Source organism: Micromonospora phytophila (assembly GCF_023656545.1).
GTDB classification, from domain to species: domain Bacteria; phylum Actinomycetota; class Actinomycetes; order Mycobacteriales; family Micromonosporaceae; genus Micromonospora; species Micromonospora phytophila.
In genome coordinates this window covers 1-4,341 of sequence record NZ_JAMOKF010000401.1, presented here as the reverse complement: position 1 = coordinate 4,341, position 4,341 = coordinate 1, and the positions used below count along the sequence as shown (strand labels likewise).

General features: G+C 73.0%; 5 protein-coding genes and 1 tRNA gene. 3 read left to right on the top strand and 3 right to left on the bottom strand.

All coding sequences use genetic code 11. The features are described from left to right. Positions 1-607, bottom strand: a 607-nt coding sequence (locus tag NCC78_RS28285; protein WP_250798324.1) for a thiamine pyrophosphate-binding protein, incomplete at its 3' end; no start/stop codon positions are given. Between the two features lie 61 nt (positions 608-668). Beyond that, positions 669-1,472, bottom strand: coding sequence for an S-methyl-5'-thioadenosine phosphorylase (locus NCC78_RS28280; protein ID WP_250798323.1), 804 nt, complete (start codon positions 1,470-1,472; stop codon positions 669-671). A 150-nt stretch (positions 1,473-1,622) separates the two neighbouring features. Here NCC78_RS28280 and NCC78_RS28275 point away from each other — a divergent pair, with 150 nt between their 5' ends. After that, positions 1,623-2,213, top strand: a complete 591-nt coding sequence (locus tag NCC78_RS28275; RefSeq protein ID WP_250798321.1) for a YqgE/AlgH family protein — start codon at positions 1,623-1,625, stop codon at positions 2,211-2,213. Positions 2,214-2,349: 136 nt separating this feature from the next. Beyond that, positions 2,350-2,422: transfer RNA gene (locus NCC78_RS28270), tRNA-Ala, on the top strand. A 410-nt stretch (positions 2,423-2,832) separates the two neighbouring features. Here NCC78_RS28270 and NCC78_RS28265 read toward each other — a convergent pair. Next, positions 2,833-3,279: a hypothetical protein gene (locus tag NCC78_RS28265; RefSeq protein ID WP_250798320.1), complete on the bottom strand. Its 447-nt coding sequence runs from the start codon at positions 3,277-3,279 to the stop codon at positions 2,833-2,835. Positions 3,280-3,425: 146 nt separating this feature from the next. Between NCC78_RS28265 and NCC78_RS28260 the strand changes: the two genes are divergently transcribed. After that, on the top strand, positions 3,426-4,256 hold the full coding sequence (locus NCC78_RS28260; RefSeq protein WP_284706362.1) for a lytic polysaccharide monooxygenase auxiliary activity family 9 protein: 831 nt from the start codon (positions 3,426-3,428) through the stop codon (positions 4,254-4,256). Positions 4,257-4,341 lie beyond the last annotated feature (85 nt).

Here is a 4,341-nt window from a genome sequence, read left to right as displayed (position 1 = left end):
CCAGCGCCGGGGAGCGGCTGTCGGCCAGCACGGCGGCGAACTCGCGCAGCCGCTGCGGGTCGGGCGCGAACCGGGTGGCCACCGTGCGGACCTGCGGCGGCGGGCCGGCAGTCTGCCCCCAGTCGTCGAGCGGGAGCGACAGGAAGACCGGGCCGGCCGGCGGCTGGACGGCGGTGGCGTACGCCCGCATCAGCGCCGCCGGGACGTCCTGCGCGCGGACCGGCTCGTGGCTCCACTTCACGTACGGCTCGGGTAGCTCGGTGGCGCGCCGGCTGGTCAGGCGCGGCTCCATCAGCAGCATCTCCCGGGTCTGCTGCCCGGCGGTGACGATCAGCGGGGTGCGGTTGTGCCAGGCGGTGACCAGGTTGCCCATGCCGTTGCCGGTGCCCGGGGCGGTGTGCAGGTTGACGTGCGCCGCGCCGCCGGTCGCCTGCGCGTACCCGTCCGCCATGGCGACCGCCGACGCCTCGTGCAGCGCGAGCACGTAGTGGAAGTCGTCCGGGAAGTCCCGCAGGAACGGTTCCTCGGTGGAGCCGGGGTTGCCGAAGACGGTGGTCAGGCCGAGGGCGCGGAGCAGGTCGTACGTGGATTCGCGGACCGTTGCCATCGCCCCTCAATCTATCGGGGCAGGTCGGGCGGATCGGGCTTTTCGCCTGCTCGACAGCCGGTCAGGGCAGCGTGAACGGCAGCTTGATCCCGTCCAACGCCCGCCCGCAGTCGCAGTCCCGCTCGGTGGGCAGGGCGGCGACCGCCTCCAGCAGCAGGGCCCGCAGCCGGTCGGTGTTCTCCCCGAAGACCCGGAACACCTCCTCCTGGGTCACCGACCCGCCACCCTCCACGCCGGCGTCGTGATCGGTGACCAGGGCGATCGAGGAGTAGCAGAGCGCCAGTTCGCGGGCGAGCACCGCCTCCGGGTGGCCGGTCATGTTGACCACCGTGCCGCCGATGGAGGCGAACCAGCGCGACTCGGCGCGGGTCGAGAAACGCGGACCCTCGACCACCACCACCGTCCCGCCGTCCACCGCCGGTACGTCGCTCCGGGCCGCCGCCGCGAGCAGCGTGTGTCGACCGACCGGGCAGTACGGGTCGGCGAAGGAGACGTGCACCGCGCCCCGGTCGTAGTAGGTCTGCACCCGGCCGCTGGTCCGGTCGATCAGCTGGTCCGGCACCACGAACGTGCCCGGGCCGAGCTCCGGGCGCAGCCCGCCGACGGCGCACGGGGCGAGCACCTGGCGTACCCCCAGCGACCGCAGCGCCCAGAGGTTGGCCCGGTAGGGGATCAGGTGCGGCGGGTGGCGGTGGTCCCGGCCGTGGCGGGGCAGGAACGCCACCCGGCGGCCGCCCAGCTCGGCGATGGTGACCCGGTCCGACGGTGGCCCGTACGGCGTCTCCACCTCGTGCTCGGTGGCGCCGTCGAGCAGGGCGTAGAGGCCCGATCCGCCGATCACCGCGAGTTCCGCCGCTGGACCCATCGGTCCTCCCCTTTTCCTGTCGATCACCCGACGGTCAGACCTTAGCCACCGCCCCGACCGCAGGCTATGGTGCCAGGCATGGCGTTGACAGCGCGGATGACACCGGTGCCCCCGGCCGTCCCGGTGCGGTCGGTCTGACGGATGTCCGGCATGCAGGGAGAGGGGCAGGCGATCGGCGGGCGGGCGACGGAGTCGATGACCGGGCGACTGCTGGTCGCGACGCCGGCGTTGAAGGACCCGAACTTCGACCGCACGGTGGTGCTGCTCGTCGCGCACGAGGCCGGCGGGGCGCTCGGCGTGGTGCTCAACCGGGCCACCGAGGTGCCGGTCGCGGATGTGCTCGGCGACTGGAACGACCTGGCCCGCGAGCCGGCGGTGCTCTTCGAGGGCGGGCCGGTGCAGCCCGACTCGGCGATCTGCCTGGCCCGGATGCGCCACCCGCTGAAGCGGCTCAAGGGGTTCCACCAGGTCTCCGGCGCGGTCGGCACACTCGACCTCTCCGTCGACCCGGAGCGGCTGCGGGAGAGCATCGGCAGCATCCGGGTCTTCGCCGGCTACTCGGGCTGGGGCTCCGGGCAGTTGGAGCAGGAGATCGAGGACGGTTCCTGGTTCCTGCTCGACGCGCTGCCCGGCGACGCCTTCGTCGACCGGCCCGACGACCTGTGGCCGATGGTGCTGCGCCGGCAGGGCGGCATGATGGCCGCGGTGGCCCACTTCCCGCCCGACGTGGCGCTCAACTGAGGCGTCGGCGCCGCCGTCGGCGGCCGGTCCCGAACGCGGACGGTCGGCGCTCGGCCGCCGGGGGCCCCGCGAGATGACCATGCGGGGCCGCCTGTGTATAGTTCTCTCGTGCCCGGGCAACCGGGTGTGAAGGCAAGGGGCCGTGGCGCAGCTGGTAGCGCACCACACTGGCAGTGTGGGGGTCAGGGGTTCGAGTCCCCTCGGCTCCACCCTTGATTGACCAGGGCGTTCGTCAAACATGACGGACGCCCTTCGTCATTTCGAACACCAGAAGTGGCCGACCAAGTAGCCACGCCTACCGCCCCTCGCCCCACAGCACGTTCTTCATGGCCGGGGCCGGCGTCGCGCGGACGGCCGGCCGAGGCGGGAGACGGTCCGGGGCGCCGCCGGACGAAGCGCCCAGAACTTACGAACGAGGGGTCGGAGCATCAGCAGAGGAGCTTGCCGACCCCGACCCATGCTCGCGTTGGGCGCGATCAACGCTGACAGGCCACCTCGGCCCTCGACGAAGCCTGGACGCTGGTTAGGCCCGGATCGATGCCCGAACCAACCCCCATGCAGACCAGGGAGGCGGCTTCCTTGCGGTGTTGGATGCCTCGGTGTTGACCGCCGCCGAAGGTTAGCGGACTGGTCCGACAGAGTCGGCGGGCGGTGTGAAGGCCGAGCACGCCTGGTCCCGCTCCGCGACCTCGTCGAGGGAGAGGCGGCTGACTGCCAGGCCGACCTCGGTACAAACGAGGGTCAGCGCGCCGATCCAGCTGACGTCGTCGGGGTACTCCCAGTTGGCTGGGTCTGCGAGCACTTGCGAGAGTTCTGGTCGGGGGACGACCTCGCCGGGGGCGAGTCCTTCGAGCCCCTCCTCCGAAATCCATCGCTCGTACCTGCGGACTTCAATCCATCCGCGATCGACCAGCGACAGCAGGATGTCGGCCAGTTCGTCGAATGGCAGCCGTCGTTCAGCTTCGTCGAGGTCGCCGCGGACGCCCGGCAGGATGTCCATCTCCATGGCGTTGATGAGGAAGCACTGTTCGACGTGGCTCAGGTTGTCCCAGTCCTGTCGGCTCACGCTGTGATCGTGACAGGCCGCGAGTGCAGCCCGACAGCCGGCTGCCGGCGGCAGACCCGGCCGGAGGGCCAGAACGCGGGCTGAGCGCGGCCCCGTCGAACTGTTGGGCCTCGACACCCGTATCACTGCGCGGGAGGTCGAATGCCATGACCGTACGTCGACTGCTCGCCGTCGTGGCGCTCACCGTCGCGACCGTGCCGCTGACCGGCGCGCCCGCCGCCGCACACGGCGCACCGACCAACCCCGCCAGCCGGGCCGCGGCCTGCGGGCCCGAGGGCCGACAGGCGGGCACCCCGGCCTGCCGGGCGGCGGTCGAGGCCGGCGCCGCCCTGCGCGAGTGGGACAACATCCGGGTCTTCGGCGTCGCCGGTCGGGACCGGGAACGGATCCCCGACGGGGAGCTGTGCAGCGGCGGGCTGTCGGCGTACCGGGGGTTGGACCTGCCCCGGGCGGACTGGCCGGTGACGAAGCTGGCCGCCGGGGCCCGGTTCACCTTCCGCTACCGCACGACGATCCCGCACAAGGGCACGTTCCGGCTCTACGTGACCCGCGAGGGCTACAACCCGACGAAGCGGCTGACCTGGGCGAGCCTGGAATCCGTCCCGTTCCTGCGGGTGACCGACCCGCCGGTGCGCGACGGGGCGTACCAGCTGCCGGGGCGGCTGCCGGCGGACCGCAGCGGCCGGCACCTGATCTACACCGTCTGGCAGAACTCGGACACCCCGGACACCTACTACTCCTGCTCCGACGTGGAGTTCCGCCCGGTGGCCGCCAGCGCCGGCTTCGGCGGGCCCACCACCCCGGGCCGGCCGGCCGACACCGGGGCCACGCCGGGCGGCCCGGCAGCCGCCTCCGGCGGGGTGGCCGCGAGCAGGGCCGGGACCGGGTCGTGCCAGGGGCCGAAGCCTTCCCGCCCGGCCGCCAGCTCGTCGGGGGCCCGCCCGCCGGGCGGGGCGGTGAGCGCGGCGAACCAGTAGAGCCGGCCGTCGCCGAGCGGGACCATGCCGAACTCGGCGCCCGGACCCCAGCTGACCGCCGCCGGGACCGGTTCCGGGAAGTCGA